Source organism: Providencia sp. PROV255 (assembly GCF_028478065.1).
Lineage (GTDB): Bacteria > Pseudomonadota > Gammaproteobacteria > Enterobacterales > Enterobacteriaceae > Providencia > Providencia rettgeri.
In genome coordinates, this window is sequence record NZ_JAMPMI010000005.1 from 41977 (window position 1) to 58305 (window position 16329).

Sequence of the window (16329 nt, forward strand, 5' to 3'; positions counted from 1 at the left end):
GAATCAGAGTAGTTGTTATCGCTGGCGGGGTAAAGGTAAGTCCTTTATCCCGCCTTCCTATTTTATGCCCACCATAATGCCCGTCATACTTTGTACCACAGCGTTGTTGGCTGCTCTCGTCTACCCGAATCACATACTTATAGAGATATCTTCACTTGGCGCCTAGCTGCAATCCGAATTATTTAGGGCATAGCTGAGTGTTTTATTTTTAAAGCAAAAACTAAAGAAAAGACGAAAGAATTCATTTAATAAGACCTATCGATTCTTTTATGCTTTCGTTTATGCGAAAAAGGAACATCCGGAGCGATGAACATACCTATCTGAAAATTATCATTTTTTACCAATTAAATTGGCACGTTCATTGCTTTTAGTTGTTACACTTAGTCTGATTTTAACGCTATGGGACACATAATTTGGATTGTGCTTTTCGCATGACAAAGAGTTCTGCTACCATTGCAATACGTTGAATGGGTATGAGATGAATGTATTGAGTAAATGGCGTTTTTTCCCGCGCTCCTTGCGCCAACTCGTTGTGATGGCATTTTGGCTTGTACTACTTCCTTTATTAGTACTCGCTTACCAGGCATATCAAAGTCTGGAGCAACTTAGTAACCAAGCTGCCAATATCAATAAAACCACGTTGCTTGACGCACGGCGTAGTGAAGTGATGAGTAGTCTCGCCTTAGAAATGGAACGGAGCTATCGTCAATATTGTGTGTTACAAGATCCCACCTTGCAAACGCAATATCAGAAACAGTTTGCAGATTATCAGCAAATGTTCGAGCGTCAGAAAACAATCTTACCCACTTCGTCAGACACCTCCGCATTGACTAACACTTTGGATGCACTTAAAACGGTCGCTTGTGAAAACAATGAGCCGACAGAAAAAATTACACGAGCTTTAGAACAGTTTTCTGCCGAAAATGCCTCATTAGTGCAAGAAACTCGTGATGTGATTTTTAGCCGTGGAGAACAGTTACAAAAAGCAATTGCGAATAAAGGTCAATTATTTGGCTGGCAGAGCTTAATTTTATTCTTATTAAGCGCTTTACTAGTTGCATTATTCACAAGGATGATTATTGGCCCAGTTAAAGCTATCGAACGAATGATTAACCGTCTTGGAACTGGACGCACGATAGCCAATAATATTGAGCGCTTTAAAGGCCCTAGGGAATTACGGACAATTGCGCAGCGTATTATTTGGTTAAGTGAGCGATTAGCATGGCTTGAATCACAGCGTCATGAATTTCTTCGCCATATTTCACATGAATTAAAAACACCTCTTGCAAGTATGCGTGAAGGAACGGAGTTACTTGCTGATGAGGTAGCTGGACCATTAACGGTGTCTCAAAAAGAAGTTGTAGAAATTTTGGATCACAGTAGTAAGCATCTTCAGCAACTTATTGAGCAATTACTTGACTATAATCGTAAGCTTGTAGATGACCCACCAGAAGCACAGATTGTTGATTTACAAAAGCTCATTGAAGATATCGTCAAAGCACATAACTTACCCGCACGGGCTAAAAACATCAAAACAGAAGTGCGTTTAAAAGTGGATAGCTGTTTAGCTGAACCCTCACTTCTTGGGCGAGTTATTGATAATATCTATTCCAATGCGGTGCACTATGGCGGCGAATCAGGTAATATTTGGATCTCTAGTCGACAAACAGGCAATAAATTGCTAATTGAAGTTGCGAATACGGGTACGCCAATTCCTGAATCTGAGCAAAGCATGATTTTTGAACCTTTTTATCAAGGCTCATTACAAAGAAAAGGTGCTGTTAAAGGAAGTGGGCTAGGGCTAAGTATTGCGCAAGATTGTATTAAACAAATGGGGGGTGAGCTTTCTCTTGTTCCCACTAAATCAGCAGATGTCTGTTTTAGAATTGAACTGCCTCTAACCGCAGAGAATGAATAATGGTAAATCGGTCTACAGGTGTTTGGGCGGTACTTTACCGTAACGCATCGTTAAGTAAAAATAATCGAAGAGTACCTTATGTGATGAGACGTACAGGGCTCAATTTTGGGGCGGTCTTATTTTCCCTAATCTTAAGTGGATGTGTCGCTAAAAATGGCCAGTCACCGCTCGAAACTCTAGCGCAAGTCGTTGTGCCTGAGGTAAAAGTTACGGACTATCGGTATACATCATGTGAAACGATCTGGAACAATGACCAACCTACTGCACGGGAAAACGCGCTATTTTGGTTGCGAATGATGGATTGTGCCGATCGTACTGAAACCAGTCAAGCACGTGAGGAAGCAGGTAAAATCGAGGTAACAAACTGGTCGAGTGCATTTCAACAGAACATTTTGTTGAATTCTGCAGATCCGTCTATTGCTGAACGTCGCAAAATGCTGGATAGCATTAATACGTATAGTTTGAATTTTCCAACAGCAGTACGGCCATTATTGCAATTATGGCGTGAGCAACAGGTGCAAATTATCAACTTGTCAGATGCGGGGGCTCGTTATAAGCGCCTACAACAAGAAATGGATACAAAGCTCGACCGCTTGAAAGAAGATAATGCTAAATTGGCTTTCGAACTGAATACGACCTCCCGTAAGCTTGAAAACTTAACGGATATTGAACGTCAGCTTTCTTCTCGTAAGAAAAGCACGAACGAAACCGAAAAAGAGGTAGAAAATGGGGTTGAAGGAGATAAACCTATTTCCTCTGAAGTGCCAAAGCCTGATAGCAGCGCATCTTCTCCAGTAGAGCAAAATTCATCGGAGAATGAACAAAAATGACGAATCGTAAGTCAGCAAATTTGTTACTAGTTGACGATGACCCAAGTCTTCTGAAACTGTTAGGTATGCGTTTGAGTAGTGAAGGCTTTAAAGTCACTACCGCGGAGAGCGGCCCTGAAGCGCTAAAAATCTTACAAAAAGAAAAATTAGATTTAGTGATCAGTGATTTACGTATGGATGAAATGGATGGCATGGCGCTTTTCGATGAGATACAAAAAGCCCATCCAAACATGCCTGTCATTATATTAACAGCTCATGGCTCGATTCCTGATGCCGTCGCGGCAACACAACGAGGCGTATTTAGTTTTTTAACTAAGCCAGTCGACAAAGACGCATTATATAAAGCGATTGATGAAGCACTCGCGCTCTCTTCAACACCCATAAGTGATGAAGAGTGGAGCTCTGGTATTGTCACACGTAGCCCCTTAATGATACGCCTGTTAGAACAAGCGCATATGGTGGCACAATCTGATGTTAGCGTATTGATTAACGGGCAAAGTGGTACAGGTAAAGAGGTTTTAGCGCAGGCGATTCATAAAGCTAGCCCTAGGGCGCGTAAGCCGTTTATTGCCATTAACTGTGGTGCACTACCTGAACAATTATTAGAGTCTGAACTATTTGGGCATGCAAAAGGCGCCTTTACTGGCGCAGTTAGTAATCGCGAAGGGTTATTCTTTGCAGCCAGTGGTGGGACGTTATTTTTAGATGAAATTGGTGATATGCCAATGCCATTGCAGGTTAAATTACTGCGGGTATTGCAAGAGCGCAAAGTTCGTCCTTTAGGTAGCAACCGTGATTTAGATATTGATGTACGTATTCTGTCTGCAACTCACCGTAACCTACCAAAAGCAATGGAAAAAAATGAGTTTCGTGAGGATCTTTACTATCGTTTAAATGTGGTCAACTTACGTATTCCTGCGTTAAATGAACGTTCAGAAGATATTCCATTATTAGCTAATCATCTATTGCGTGAAGCTGCATCACGTCATAAACCTTTCGTACGTAGTTTTTCCAGTGATGCAATGAAATGCTTAATAACAGCGAGCTGGCCGGGCAATGTCCGTCAATTAGTGAATGTGATTGAACAGTGTGTTGCATTAACGACGTCTCCTGTTATAAGCGAAGCACTGGTTAGCCAAGCACTTCAAGGTGAAAATACGGCGCTACCAACATTTGTTGAAGCTCGCAATCAGTTCGAATTGAATTATCTACGTAAGTTATTACAAATGACGAAAGGAAATGTTACCCAAGCTGCCCGAATGGCAGGACGAAACCGTACAGAATTTTATAAATTACTTGGCCGTCATGATTTAGAAGCTAATGATTTTAAAGAATAAATAAGTATTATTTACCACATGGTTGTTATCGATTACATTATGTGGAATAAGGCAATTCATATTCACGCTCCGGGAGAAAAAATACCTTATGAGCCGTAAGCTTAATATTTCACTAGCACAACTTAATTGGTTAGTCGGTGACATCGAAGGCAACTGCGATCGCATGCTGCAAGTTGTGAGTGAACAAGCACCAAACACAGATATTGTCATGTTTTCAGAGCTGTCTTTGACAGGGTATCCACCAGAAGATTTAATTTTCCGAGCTGATTTCGAGGACCGCTGTTTAGTACAACTCGACCGTTTGCAAAAAGCCAGCCAAGAAACGGCGATTATTGTTGGTCACCCATGGTATGAAGGGGATGATATCTATAATGCGCTGTCCTTTTTCTATCAAGGCAAATTGCACGCTCGCTATTTTAAACAAGAGTTGCCAAATTATGGTGTGTTTGATGAACCCCGTTATTTCACTGCAGATGAAAAATCCTGTGTTGTTGAATTTAAAGGTTATCAGCTCGGTTTATTAATTTGTGAAGATATTTGGTATGACGAGCCAGTAGATGCAGTCAAAGGGGCGGGTGCTGAAATATTATTAACCATCAATGCATCTCCTTATGATATTCATAAAGAACATATTCGAACCGACTTATTAGTCGAACATTGCAAACGCACTCATATGCCAATTGTGTATCTCAACCAAGTGGGTGGGCAAGATGAATTGGTGTTTGATGGTGGCTCAAAAGTCATTGCAAATAAAGGTAAACAAATCTTTAAATTGGCAGAATTTAAAGAGCAAGTTATCACAGTTCAATTTGATGAACTTGCATTGGTGAGCGAAGGTAGCGTATTTATTGAGAATGACCCAGTTGCTCAGGTATACCAAGCTTTAGTTATGTCAACTCGTGACTACATCAATAAAAATGGTTTTAATGGTGCAATTTTAGGGCTATCAGGCGGTATTGACTCAGGGCTAACGGTGGCTATTGCGGTTGATGCTATAGGGAAAGAGCATGTGCAAGCTGTCATGATGCCATTCCGCTATACTTCTGAAATGAGTATTCACGACGCTAAAGAGCAAGCTGATTTGCTTGGGGTTGAATTCGATATCGTATCCATCGAACCGATGTTTGATGCCTTTATGGCTCAGTTAACGCCGATGTTTGAAGGAACCGCGGTTGATACCACTGAGGAAAACTTACAAGCACGTTGCCGAGCGGTTATTTTAATGGCAATGTCAAATAAACGTCGTCGCTTAGTGTTGACTACCAGTAATAAAAGTGAATCTGCTGTTGGTTATTCAACATTATATGGCGATATGGCAGGTGGTTTTGATGTGTTAAAAGATGTGCCTAAAACCCTTGTTTTTGAGTTAGCTAAATATCGTAATACATTATCTCCAGCAATTCCTCAACGTGTGATTGATAGGCCACCGTCAGCAGAACTTGCTCCAGGGCAATTAGATCAAGACAGCTTGCCGCCTTATGATGTGTTAGATGCATTATTGGAAGGCTACGTGGAAAAAGACTTGTCAGTTAATGATTTAATCAAACTTGGTTTTGATAAAGACGTGGTACGAAAAGTTGTACGTCTTGTTGATATTAATGAATATAAACGCCGTCAGGCTCCTGTTGGGCCACGTATTACGATGCGTAATTTCGGTAAAGATCGCCGCTATCCGATCACCTCAGGTTTTGGCCGTAAAAACTGGTCATAACAGGAATTATTTATGAAAAAAATTGATGCAATTATAAAGCCATTCAAACTTGATGATGTTCGTGAAGCATTGGCTGAAGTGGGTATTACCGGAATGACGGTAACTGAAGTGAAAGGCTTTGGACGTCAAAAAGGGCATACTGAGCTTTACCGTGGTGCAGAGTATATGGTTGATTTTTTACCTAAGGTTAAAATTGAAATTGTTGTCCCTGATGACATTGTTGAAAACTGTGTCGAAACCATTATGCAAACGGCCCAAACGGGCAAAATTGGCGATGGGAAGATCTTTGTTTATGATGTAGCTCGAGTGATCCGTATTCGGACTGGTGAGCAAGATGAAGAAGCGATTTAATAAATTACGTTATGTGAAAAAGCGGTAACGGAAAATACACAGGAATGGGATTAGAATTGCGTATTTATTATGCGAGTCCGTTACCGCTAAATTTAGAAAAAGGGCAAACACTTAACCATTTAAACCATTTTCTTCAGTTAATATGTTTCAGAGAATGCTCTTCTAAACAGAAGAGCATTTTTTATCCATTAATTGAGGGGTAATACTTTATGTGGTCCAAAACATTCATAGTGAATAGCATCGGCATCGACACCCATTGCAATTAGCTGTTTGCCTACGTGCTGCATAAAACCAACAGGGCCACAGAAATAGAATTGCATGTTCGGTTGCTCAATCCATTCACGTACCAATTCTAAATTCATTAAACCTTCATATTGGTAATCAAACCCGAGACGATCTTCCTCTCTTGGTTGATTAAACCAAATCGCAGATTGGCTGGTTTGTTGTTTTGCTAATAGTTGTTGAATTTCGTGCCTAAAGGCATGAACAGCACCATTTTCAGCGGCATGGAACCAATTAACTTGAGCATTGTGACCTTGTTCTGTTAGATGATTTAACATACTCAGCATTGGGGTTAAACCAACGCCTGCAGAGATCAAGGTAACAGGTGTCTGGCCATCAACATCAATGAAGAAATCACCACATGGTGGGGCGAGTAGTACATGGTCACCTTCATTTAATTGTTGATGTAAGAAATTAGAAACTGAGCCTTGTTCTTCACGTTTTACTGCAATACGGTAGCTACGGCCATTAGGCGCAGTCGTCAGTGAGTATTGGCGGATTTCTTGGTTTTCAAATCCCTGGTTGTTCACATAAATAGTGATATATTGGCCTGGGCGGTAATCCGCGACAGGTTTCCCATCGACAGGTACGAATTCAAAACTGGTGATCACATCACTTTGGGGCTGTTTTTGTTTCAATTTAAATTCACGTAAACCTTCCCAGCCCCCAATTTTATCTGCATTCTCTTGGTAAATTACTGCTTCACGACCAATAAAGATATCAGCTAAGACCCCGTAAGCTCTTCCCCAAGCATCAAGTACTTCTTGGCCTGGGCTAAGTAGTTCATCGATAGCCGCCAGTAAATTTTCCCCAACAATAGGGTAATGCTCAGGTTTGATATTTAAACTAACGTGTTTTTGGGCAATTTTTTCAACCGCTGAAATCAGTGCTTCAGGGGTTTCAATATTTACCGCATAAGCACAAATAGCGTTGAATAGAGCTTCACGTTGGTCGCCATTCATTTGGTGAGTCATGTTAAAAATATCTTTTAGTTCAGGGTGTTGTTTAAACATCCGATCATAAAAATGTGCGGTTAGTTTTGGCCCTGTTTCAGCAATGGCAGGAATGGTGGATTTAACAATGGCGATGGTTTGGCTATCTAGCATACAGGTGCTCCTGAATTATTTTCATGTTCTCATCGTAGTGATCGTAAGGCGTCAGTTTTTAGTTTTGTACAAACATATCCTTTTACATCATTGGGATAAGTATATTTCATCCCAATAAATCACTCTTTTTTGAGAGACATAAAGTTTATTTATAAACATGTATTTTAAATACAACTTATAATATTTAAGGTTTTATGTAAAGACTCAAACTGGGAAAATATGTCGGAATTAAGCACACAATGAGAAGGGGCTAGCAAATCTGGATGTTTCTACGTTAAAAATTAAAATTTAAGCTATTTTATAGTGGAGCCTTCAGAAGCAAATGAAGTGAAAAAAATTAATGCAATCGTTTGCGTATATTTTTTCTTTAGGGCTATCTCAAGAGAGAAAAAGAGTTTACACTGTGTGTCATTGCGATGAATCGATTTTCAACCTATTGAATTGCTGAGGCAGGAGAAGCGAATGTTAAAGCGTGAAATGAATATTGCTGACTACGATCCAAAATTATGGGAAGCAATGGAGCAAGAAGTACAACGTCAAGAAGAACACATTGAATTAATTGCTTCTGAAAACTATACCAGTCCACGAGTCATGCAGGCTCAAGGTTCTCAGCTAACCAATAAATATGCAGAAGGCTACCCAGGCAAACGCTACTATGGCGGTTGTGAGTATGTTGATGTGGTAGAACAATTAGCGATTGACCGTGCGAAAGAACTATTTGGTGCTGACTATGCGAACGTGCAACCGCACTCAGGTTCACAAGCTAACGCTGCTGTTTACATGGCGTTATTACAGCCAGGTGATACTGTTCTGGGGATGAATCTGGCACATGGTGGTCACTTAACTCACGGTTCACCAGTTAACTTCTCAGGTAAACTGTACAACATCGTTCCTTATGGCATCGATGAAAGCGGTAAAATTGACTACGATGATATCAAAGCGCAAGCTGAAAAACATAAACCAAAAATGATTATCGGTGGTTTTTCTGCGTATTCAGGTGTGGTTGATTGGGCAAAAATGCGTGAAATCGCAGATGGCATTGGTGCTTATCTGTTTGTGGATATGGCTCACGTAGCAGGTTTGATTGCTGCTGGTGTTTATCCAAACCCAGTGCCTCACGCACATGTTGTGACGACAACAACACATAAAACTTTAGCAGGTCCACGTGGTGGATTAATTTTAGCTAAAGGTGGTGACGAAGAGTTATACAAAAAAATCAATTCAGCCGTATTCCCAGGTTCTCAAGGTGGCCCTTTAATGCATGTGATTGCAGGTAAAGCGGTTGCATTGAAAGAAGCGATGGAACCAGAATTCAAAGTTTACCAACAACAAGTGGCTAAAAATGCCAAAGCAATGGTCGACGTTTTCCAAAAACGTGGCTATAAAGTCGTATCTGGTGGAACGGAAAACCATTTGTTCTTAGTGGATTTAGTAGACAAAGATATCACAGGTAAAGATGCAGATGCTGCACTGGGCCGTGCGAATATCACAGTTAACAAAAACAGTGTACCTAACGATCCTAAGAGCCCATTCGTAACGTCTGGTGTACGTATCGGTTCTCCTGCAATTACACGCCGCGGCTTTAAAGAAGCAGAAGCGAGTGAGCTAGCGGGCTGGATGTGTGATATCCTAGACAACCTCAATGACGAAGCGACCATTGAGAGCGTAAAACAAAAAGTATTAGCAATTTGCAAGAAATACCCAGTTTACGCATAATTTAAACGACAATTCGTGATTAAAACCCGCTTCTACATGTATGTATGAGCGGGTTTTTTGCATTGAAAAAACGGAGGGATGATGGTCATTCCATCAACGCGTTGGCTAGCCATTGATTATTTTACCTACTTTTTTGCCTACAGTATTTTCTTACCATTTTGGTCAGTTTGGCTACAAGGTGAGGGAATTGATGCAGAAATGATTGGTGTTTTGTTAGGGGTAGGGTTAGCAGCCCGTTTCCTTGGCGCGATGTTCATTACTCCTTTAGTTAAAGAGCCCTCGAAACTGATTACGGCACTACGTTTACTTGCAGGGCTTTCACTCATTTTCTCTGTTGGTTTTGCTTTGGGTTCTCATTGGGCATGGCTGCTATTTGTAATGATAGGCTTTAACTTATTTTTTGCGCCAATGGTTCCGTTAGGAGATTCACTGGCAGGAACATGGCAAAAACAATTTACCTTTGACTATGGCAAAATTCGCGTCTGGGGGTCGATAGCTTTTATTATTGGCTCCTCATTGATGGGGTATTTAGCAGGTGTTTGGGGTAATAAAGCCATCATGGTAGCGTTGATAGTAAGCTGTTTAGCATTATTACTAGGCGCAATGATGAAACCGGCAATTATGCCAATGGGAGCGGCGAAAATTGAAGGTGGCAATAAAGTCACTTTTAAACAGTTGATTGCTGATAAAAACGTCGTTAGGTTTTTAATTTGTGTGACCTTATTACAAGGGGCCCATGCAGCTTATTATGGTTTTGCTTCCCTATTTTGGAAAGAGGCGGGTTATTCAGATTTAGTGATCGGTAATTTATGGTCGCTGGGGGTGGTTGCTGAAGTCATTGTATTTATGTTAAGTCACCGTTTGTTCCGGCGTTGGAGTGCGCGTAATTTACTGCTGTTATCCGCATTTTGTGGAATTATCCGCTGGGGGCTGATGGGGGCGTTTACTGCATTACCTGTGTTAATTGTAGTGCAAATTCTTCACAGTGGGACTTTTACGATTTGTCATCTAGCGGCAATGCGCTTTATCAGCGCAAGAAAAGAAAATGAAATTATCCCATTACAAGGTGTTTACTCTGCCCTCGCAACCGGTGGTGGGTTAGCCGTCCTGACTATTATTGTGGGGTATATTTATGAGCGAGTGCCTGCTCATCATGGTGTAGTTTTCTATTTAATGGCGCTTCTTGCTATTCCTGCCGTGTTTATCCGCCCTAAAGTTGTAGCTCAATCCTAGTATTTATCAACCAAGCTATAAAAGGGGCTAAACCTATTTTTATAGCTTGGTTTGGTACTGAATTTGTTTCCCTGTATCGTCAATATAAATCATTGTTATATTTTCTCCGTGATTAATGACGGCGGTTGAAGGGAAGATTTGTGATGAAAATGGCGCAATCATCGAGCTTTTTGTAATAGAACGGCTTTCATTATTAGCTAGATAGATATTGGCAATACTTAAAAAATAAGGGGTTGGGTTGTTGACGATAATGCCATCTTTAGCTAAATGGAATTTAATGTTATTGATTAAATCATCTGGTTTATTTATAAGCGCAATTGGTCGATAAAAAACTTTAATCCGTGTTTGAATGGCGAACTGCAGCATATTTGCACTATTTATTTGTTTTGGCTTTGGCGCAATGTCTAATACATTTAAATAAAATACAGACTCTTTATTCGTAGGGAGTTTGTCGCCAATAAAGCGTATTTGTAATTGAGCTCCGTCATTTGCCGCGATTTTAGTAACGGGGGGGGTCACAATAAATGGCGCGTTCGTCGTTTCTGGTGTTGAATCGAGGTTACCTTCATCCACCCAACTTTGAGTCAATGTGGCTTGTTCACTGTAATTAGTCAGTTGAATCCCGACGGCCTTTTTATCGCTAGGAAAAATAATTCGTGTTCCTTGTAAAACAAGGCTCGCACATGCTTGGACGCTAAAAAATAGTAACGTAGCAAACCCTGTGATTTTAATTATTCCGTCCATAATATTTTCCTTTCTAATTGTATGACATCACCACGGTTGCAGTACTTGAGACTTGTCCTTGAGTGACACTACTTGGGTTGTATGCATGGTAATAAGCACCTAAGTTTACTGAAAAAGAAGGGGAAATCGGATTTCCTTTAAGGACAGTAAAAATATTTGTCGCGCCATTTTTAGCTGCTACGCTATCCGAAAGTACTAACGGTGTATTGAGATTGCTTGCGCTAACTAATCGGAAACCAACGCCTTTAGCACCTTGGCTAATGGTATTATTCAAGGTTGTTTTATCATTTGAGAGTAAATTACTACTGGATAAAAAAATAGATACATCACGAGAAGCATTACCGCCTGCTAAAAAGTCTTGGCAGGTAAAGTTAAGCGTGAATGGCGTGTAGCCTGCTCTGGTTACAGTTTTCACCGCATTGATACTTACTGGGGGTAGCGCAACGACTAAACCTTGGTTAACAAAATTACAGGTAGTGAGAATGGGATTATAAGTTAAGGTCATTGGTTGTAAGTAGATGTCATCGGCACTGGTTGGCCATTGTAGCGTTAACAGAAAAGTGACTAATTTGACTACAATATCTAATAACCACTGTAGAATTCCCAAGCTGGATGCATCAGAGGCGAGTACAATAGGGGTAACTGTGGCGGTACTTCCTGATACTTCGACATAGTTGGTTCCGGGTTTGGCTGTGAGCAAATTAAATTGAACGGTAAAATTTGTATCGAGCTCACTACCTTGATGTATACCTTCCGTAAGGCCGACAACTCTATCTTTTTCTAATGCAGTGACTGTAATTGAGACAAACTGCTTTCCACCATTAAAACCAATAGTGGCTGTTCTGCCTTGGAAGGGGGATGCAATACCGATAGAGTTAGGAAAAAGCAATCCTCTTGCAGTACAGGTAAAAGTTCCAGGGTAGATGGTTCTGCTATTTTTACTAACTTGAGTCGATGTACTGGTAAGTTCTGTCGATAAATCAAAAGCAAGAGCGGGAGCCGTCACTGTAGATGTTTGTCTACAATGTGCTGAGGAATACTGGCTATAAGCCAATATACTGGAAAGCATCAGTGCTAAAGTGATTTTTTTCATCATGTTTTCCTTTATCGACAGAGGTTTTTATTCTTATCCATCGTATTGAGTAGTGGCTCAATAACACATGTCTTTTTCCCTTTAAGCTTTATGTGCAATGCCATCGGTAATTGCTCACTTTTGATATACATCACGCCAGATTGACCGACATAACCAACACTTTGCTGTTTAGCATCTGTGATTTCTGTACCAAAAGGTAAGCTATCGCCATTAGCAAGCACGCCTCGGATGAGATAAGTTTGTCGTGTATCGGTTTCGAGTTTGATGTAATTCACCGCTCCTTGATATGGACTCACATTGGCCATATTACCGAGCACCTCTGCACCTGCGGTTTTTTCTGTATCCGTCAAGGTATAGGTATTGGTTCTATACGGTGTGGAATTAGCAACTAAAACGACACCTTGTTGGTTGGTTAAGGTAGTTTTATCGGCGTTGACCATCATGTTACTGGCCATTGGAGCATCAATGATGGTATAGGTTTGTCCTGCTTCCCCTGAAAAAACAATATGCCCAGGGATAGCAACCAGAGTTCCTTTGGCGCCTAAACCAGTTTGGCGGTAATTATTGGCCTCTGTGTAAGATCCTGAAAGCGTGCTAGAGGGAAGCTGATAGCTGACGTTGCCACCAACTAAGTTATTCCCACCGTTTTGGTTCGTTGCAGTTAACGTATAATTGACTTGGTCATTTTTACCTGCAATACCACTGACACTTAGCGTAGTTTGTTGGTAACGAGAGTCAGTGAAATAACTTCCCATGCTAATATTGGCGCGTTTTTCAAATAAAGAAAAAGGAACACTAAAGTTGGCATAAATACGTGTTTCTTCTTCGCTGTCGTAATTACGAACACGTGAAACAGACACACTATAGGAAATATCGTTATAGTTATTGGCATAACCAGCTTGATATTCACGGCTATTACCGTTTGTATTCCAATAATCACGATGTGTCCCCGAGATGAATACCGAACCATAACCATCTGCTAATTGTTGGTTTAAATTCAATGTAAATGTGTTTTTAGCACGTGAACCGCGTAAGGCGTCATAATTAGTGAGTGAAAGTTCAGGTGGAATATTATTGCCGAGTTTTTCTGATAGCTGGTCTTGATAAACTTTCCAAGCGCGATAATTGTCTTGGGAATAAATGGCATCAATAAAACTATAGTAGCCACTAGTCGAATAACGATATGACGCCAAGGTTAAATTGGTCGACGTTGCGTTAATATATTTGTTATAAGTCAAGCGATAGCTTTGACCACTATGATCGCCTGAATCTAATTTAGTATTTGCTTGCGTAATATCAGCTGAAATGGCCCCAAAACTAAAATTCCAACCACTCCCAATAACGCCGGAATAGTATTTTTCGCTAAATAACATTCCTGCATAAAGTGTCACTAAATTATTTAAACCATAGTGAAACTCACCTTGAGTAAATTTGGGTTGATAATGGGTATTGTCGATTTTTGTTTGCCCAGCAATGAGGCTGTAATTGTAAACGCCTTGTTTGAGCATATCAGGTACAGCAGAATAGGGTACAGTAAAGGTTTCTTGCCTTCCATCAGCTTCTTGGACAACGACGAATAAGTCACCACCACCAGCACTAGGCTGAAGGTCATTAAATGCGAACTCACCAGGGGGAACGTTTTCTTGATAAACCAGATTGTTATTTTGGTATACGCTGACTAAGGCATTTGTTTGAGCGACACCGCGTATAATGGGGACAAAATTTTGACTTGAATTTGGCAACATACTGGCTTCTGTTGCCAATGCAATGCCTCGAACTCGAATACTATTAAATAGGGCTGCAGGTGTATAAAAATCACCTAATTTCAACCCGGATTTGATTGCACTAAGGGGGCGATAAATATAACGGGTATTGTTTTTCCATTTTTGGCTACCATGAGAGCTATGTCGATAGCTGGACTCATCTCTAAATTGCCAGGCGCCCAAATTAATGCCTGAATTTAAGGTCGCATAAAAATTGTCACTGCTGGTTTTTGAGTTTTTTTTCTCTTTGTAACTATAATAATTTGTATTATAAGAAAAAATAATTGCAGGCTCGCCATAATTCCAGAGGCTGGGGTCAACATAGTTAGCTTCGATTTGTTTCAGAGCGACTTGAGGGACGATAATATCGAGCCGCAGGTCGTTGATATTAAATTTATACTTTATATTGGGTACTAAATCATCTATAGGAATAAATGGCTGTTGTTTGGTTTGTTCAATTACCTCAGAAGACAAATTCAGATTTAATTTTTGCACATCATCAGCAGCAAGGCTGATCAGTTTACCATCATTATTGATATCAATTTCAAACTGACCTTTCCAATTATTATTGACATAAAGGTCGGCTAATTGTTTACCTGATGGAATGTTATTGTCAGTATAGAATCGTGAAATATCTCCTTGTGCAGATTTACCTACCAATAGGGAAGTCTCAAACTCGTCCGCTATTGAGTTCTTTTGATAACTTTGTAGTCCTATTAAGATTAGGAGATAGAGATAATTTTCTTTTTTCACGATGATTTCTTCTATTAAAGTTTAATATTTTTAGATTTGAAAACACCATAGTCATCCACATACATTAAAATAAGATCGTGGTTTTTCATTATTCCTTTAATAGGTAATTCTTTTTCAGACATAGGGGCAATCATCGCAGAATCAGTTAATGAGTTATTTTTATCGTCAGATGGTGCGATAGCTGCAATAGTTAAATGGTATTGTGAATTATTTTTAACTAATATTTTATTATTTTTAATCTGATAGCTTGCATTATTAATAACCTCATCGGGAGATTCAGTTAGCCCAATAGGACGATAAAAAATTTTAATTCGTGAACGTGTGGCTAGCTGAATTGCATTTTTGCCTTTAGCAGACTCTGGCGTTTTAGGAATATCTAAAACATTTAAGAAAAATACGCTTTCAACATTTTCAGGAAGTTTTCCGGGTATTTTTTTAATTTTTAGTTGCTGACCTTGTAAACCTTCAATTTTAACAATAGGAGGGGATAAATAAAAAGGCGCTTCAGAATTCTCAGGCGTGGAATTTTCATCACCGTTATCAATCCATGACTGAACAAGAGACGATGTTTTACTGTTATTGGTTAATTGTACAGCAATACTATCAGCGTCAGCAGGATATATAATTCGAGTGCCAGTAATAATAACATTAGAAAGTGTTGCGCTCGAAAATAAAATAGTGAGTAATAAAACTAGAATTTTCATAATAGCATCCATTTAAAGCCAGGCTAATAAAAGCCTGGCTAAGTCATAATTATAAATAGGAAACTGTATATATTACGTTTGATTGCAAAAGACCGACTTTGGCGGCAGTTGCATTAGTTTTATAATAACTGGCAATTAAATTGAGGGTAGCTCCTGTCGCACCACCAGTATCAGCTCCTGTAAGGTTAGTATCAAAAGCCACATTGAGTGGAATTGCGGTGGTTGGAGTACTGGTTTTAGATAAACTAAATCCGACGTTTTTGGCAACGGAAGCATCATTTTCATTCACGGAAGTATTCACTAAATACAAACCGGAAGGAGAAATATTACTTGACGAATAGAAGTGTAATTTCAGATTACTTACAGGGACGCTTGCGGGTGCGCAATCAGAGAAAGTTAAAGAAAATTGTTTTTGATTTTTAGAAATAACCGTGGCGGCAGTTGTCCCTGCATCTGTTACGGTTATTGGATCAAGAACAACAGTCATATCGGCACTATTTCCGCCATTAATGGTACAAGTTGTATCGCTTATTGCTCCAGAAATTGAAATAATTCCCCCAGCACTATTCGTTATTGCAAGTGCTGAACCTGATATAAAAGATAAAGAAAGTAAAGACAGAGGTAGTATATATCTAGACATAATTAACCCCATAAGGTCAAAAATAAAATAAAGTTATATAACTTTGATTAACAGCTGAATGTAAATTAGCTGTATTGTTTTATGCTAGATATAAAGTGCATTTTTTTCAAATTCAAAATTAAAAAAACAAATAATGAGATTGGTGTGT

Annotated in this window: 13 protein-coding genes; 7 read left to right on the plus strand and 6 right to left on the minus strand. The window is 39.7% G+C overall.

Features of this window, described 5'->3' with window-relative positions; genetic code table 11:
* Window positions 1-478: 478 nt before the first annotated feature.
* From PR725_RS03950 to glnB, 5 genes are all read left to right on the plus strand, one after another.
* A complete protein-coding gene (locus PR725_RS03950; protein WP_004912732.1) occupies window positions 479-1918 on the plus strand; it encodes a sensor histidine kinase in 1440 nt (479 codons plus the stop codon).
* Window positions 1918-2748 (plus strand): two-component system QseEF-associated lipoprotein QseG, encoded by an 831-nt coding sequence (gene qseG / locus PR725_RS03955; protein WP_196718980.1) that lies wholly within the window; start codon window positions 1918-1920, stop codon window positions 2746-2748. Before PR725_RS03950 ends, qseG begins: the two co-directional genes overlap by 1 nt.
* Window positions 2745-4085: a two-component system response regulator GlrR gene (gene glrR, locus PR725_RS03960; protein WP_004912726.1), complete on the plus strand. Its 1341-nt coding sequence runs from the start codon at window positions 2745-2747 to the stop codon at window positions 4083-4085. The genes qseG and glrR overlap by 4 nt, the downstream gene beginning before the upstream one ends.
* Window positions 4086-4173: 88 nt before the next feature.
* Window positions 4174-5796, plus strand: a complete 1623-nt coding sequence (locus PR725_RS03965) for an NAD+ synthase (RefSeq protein WP_004912723.1) — start codon at window positions 4174-4176, stop codon at window positions 5794-5796.
* A 12-nt stretch (window positions 5797-5808) separates the two neighbouring features.
* Window positions 5809-6147: a nitrogen regulatory protein P-II gene (glnB, locus tag PR725_RS03970; RefSeq protein WP_004912721.1), complete on the plus strand. Its 339-nt coding sequence runs from the start codon at window positions 5809-5811 to the stop codon at window positions 6145-6147.
* A gap of 188 nt (window positions 6148-6335) precedes the next feature.
* Here the strand turns inward: glnB and hmpA are convergent, their stop codons facing one another.
* Complete coding sequence (gene hmpA / locus PR725_RS03975) at window positions 6336-7535, minus strand: NO-inducible flavohemoprotein (RefSeq protein ID WP_004912719.1); 1200 nt, start codon at window positions 7533-7535, stop codon at window positions 6336-6338.
* Between the two features lie 462 nt (window positions 7536-7997).
* On the opposite strand from hmpA, the gene glyA reads away from it, so the two are divergent.
* Window positions 7998-9251 (plus strand): serine hydroxymethyltransferase, encoded by a 1254-nt coding sequence (gene glyA / locus PR725_RS03980; protein WP_004912718.1) that lies wholly within the window; start codon window positions 7998-8000, stop codon window positions 9249-9251.
* 81 nt (window positions 9252-9332) lie between these two features.
* On the plus strand, window positions 9333-10484 hold the full coding sequence (locus tag PR725_RS03985; protein WP_004912716.1) for a 3-phenylpropionate MFS transporter: 1152 nt from the start codon (window positions 9333-9335) through the stop codon (window positions 10482-10484).
* A gap of 39 nt (window positions 10485-10523) precedes the next feature.
* Here the strand turns inward: PR725_RS03985 and PR725_RS03990 are convergent, their stop codons facing one another.
* From PR725_RS03990 to PR725_RS04010, 5 genes are read right to left on the minus strand one after another with little or no spacing between them, the layout of a single operon-like run.
* Window positions 10524-11228 carry a fimbrial biogenesis chaperone gene (locus tag PR725_RS03990; protein ID WP_109911469.1) on the minus strand — a complete coding sequence of 235 codons (705 nt, stop codon included), beginning with the start codon at window positions 11226-11228 and terminating at the stop codon, window positions 10524-10526.
* Between the two features lie 13 nt (window positions 11229-11241).
* Window positions 11242-12321: a fimbrial protein gene (locus PR725_RS03995; RefSeq protein WP_109911470.1), complete on the minus strand. Its 1080-nt coding sequence runs from the start codon at window positions 12319-12321 to the stop codon at window positions 11242-11244.
* Between the two features lie 11 nt (window positions 12322-12332).
* Window positions 12333-14837, minus strand: a complete 2505-nt coding sequence (locus PR725_RS04000) for a fimbria/pilus outer membrane usher protein (RefSeq protein WP_109911471.1) — start codon at window positions 14835-14837, stop codon at window positions 12333-12335.
* 14 nt (window positions 14838-14851) lie between these two features.
* Window positions 14852-15541 (minus strand): fimbrial biogenesis chaperone, encoded by a 690-nt coding sequence (locus PR725_RS04005; protein WP_109911472.1) that lies wholly within the window; start codon window positions 15539-15541, stop codon window positions 14852-14854.
* A 49-nt stretch (window positions 15542-15590) separates the two neighbouring features.
* Window positions 15591-16181 (minus strand): fimbrial protein, encoded by a 591-nt coding sequence (locus tag PR725_RS04010; protein WP_109911473.1) that lies wholly within the window; start codon window positions 16179-16181, stop codon window positions 15591-15593.
* Between the last annotated feature and the right edge of the window lie 148 nt (window positions 16182-16329).

Excerpts from the sequence above, each read along its gene's own strand:
- PR725_RS03950 (WP_004912732.1), top strand. The coding sequence starts at position 479 with ATGAATGTATTGAGTAAATGGCGTTTTTTCCCGCGCTCCTTGCGCCAA.
- qseG (WP_196718980.1), top strand. The coding sequence starts at position 1,918 with ATGGTAAATCGGTCTACAGGTGTTTGGGCGGTACTTTACCGTAACGCA.
- glrR (WP_004912726.1), top strand. The coding sequence starts at position 2,745 with ATGACGAATCGTAAGTCAGCAAATTTGTTACTAGTTGACGATGACCCA.
- PR725_RS03965 (WP_004912723.1), top strand. The coding sequence starts at position 4,174 with ATGAGCCGTAAGCTTAATATTTCACTAGCACAACTTAATTGGTTAGTC.
- glnB (WP_004912721.1), top strand. The coding sequence starts at position 5,809 with ATGAAAAAAATTGATGCAATTATAAAGCCATTCAAACTTGATGATGTT.
- hmpA (WP_004912719.1), bottom strand. The coding sequence starts at position 7,535 with ATGCTAGATAGCCAAACCATCGCCATTGTTAAATCCACCATTCCTGCC.
- glyA (WP_004912718.1), top strand. The coding sequence starts at position 7,998 with ATGTTAAAGCGTGAAATGAATATTGCTGACTACGATCCAAAATTATGG.
- PR725_RS03985 (WP_004912716.1), top strand. The coding sequence starts at position 9,333 with ATGGTCATTCCATCAACGCGTTGGCTAGCCATTGATTATTTTACCTAC.
- PR725_RS03990 (WP_109911469.1), bottom strand. The coding sequence starts at position 11,228 with ATGGACGGAATAATTAAAATCACAGGGTTTGCTACGTTACTATTTTTT.
- PR725_RS03995 (WP_109911470.1), bottom strand. The coding sequence starts at position 12,321 with ATGAAAAAAATCACTTTAGCACTGATGCTTTCCAGTATATTGGCTTAT.
- PR725_RS04005 (WP_109911472.1), bottom strand. The coding sequence starts at position 15,541 with ATGAAAATTCTAGTTTTATTACTCACTATTTTATTTTCGAGCGCAACA.
- PR725_RS04010 (WP_109911473.1), bottom strand. The coding sequence starts at position 16,181 with ATGTCTAGATATATACTACCTCTGTCTTTACTTTCTTTATCTTTTATA.